1 protein-coding gene is annotated in these 265 nt (G+C 33.6%); it reads left to right on the top strand.

All coding sequences use genetic code 11. The features are described from left to right. Positions 1-265: CBS domain-containing protein (locus SB717_RS36605; RefSeq protein WP_410907962.1), on the top strand; the 265-nt coding region annotated here is incomplete at both ends.

Here is a 265-nt window from a genome sequence, read left to right as displayed (position 1 = left end):
ATTCTATTCCAATTCATGATTTGTTTTTAAAAATGCAAAAAGAAAGAACACATATTGCTATATTGATAGATGAATATGGTGGGACATCTGGACTTGTTACTGTTGAAGATATTTTGGAAGAAATTGTTGGAGATATTCAGGATGAGTTTGATACGGATGAGCAGCCAGAAATTCAAAAGGTTAGTGAAACGAAGACGATACTAGAGGGAAAAGTACTTGTTAGTGAAGTGAATACGTTATTTGGTTTAGGGATTGATGATGATGG

This window comes from Priestia sp. SIMBA_032 (assembly GCF_046535215.1).
GTDB lineage: Bacteria > Bacillota > Bacilli > Bacillales > Bacillaceae_H > Priestia > Priestia aryabhattai.
Note: the sequence above shows the minus strand (reverse complement) of the source record. Positions and strands in the feature narration are given on the sequence as shown.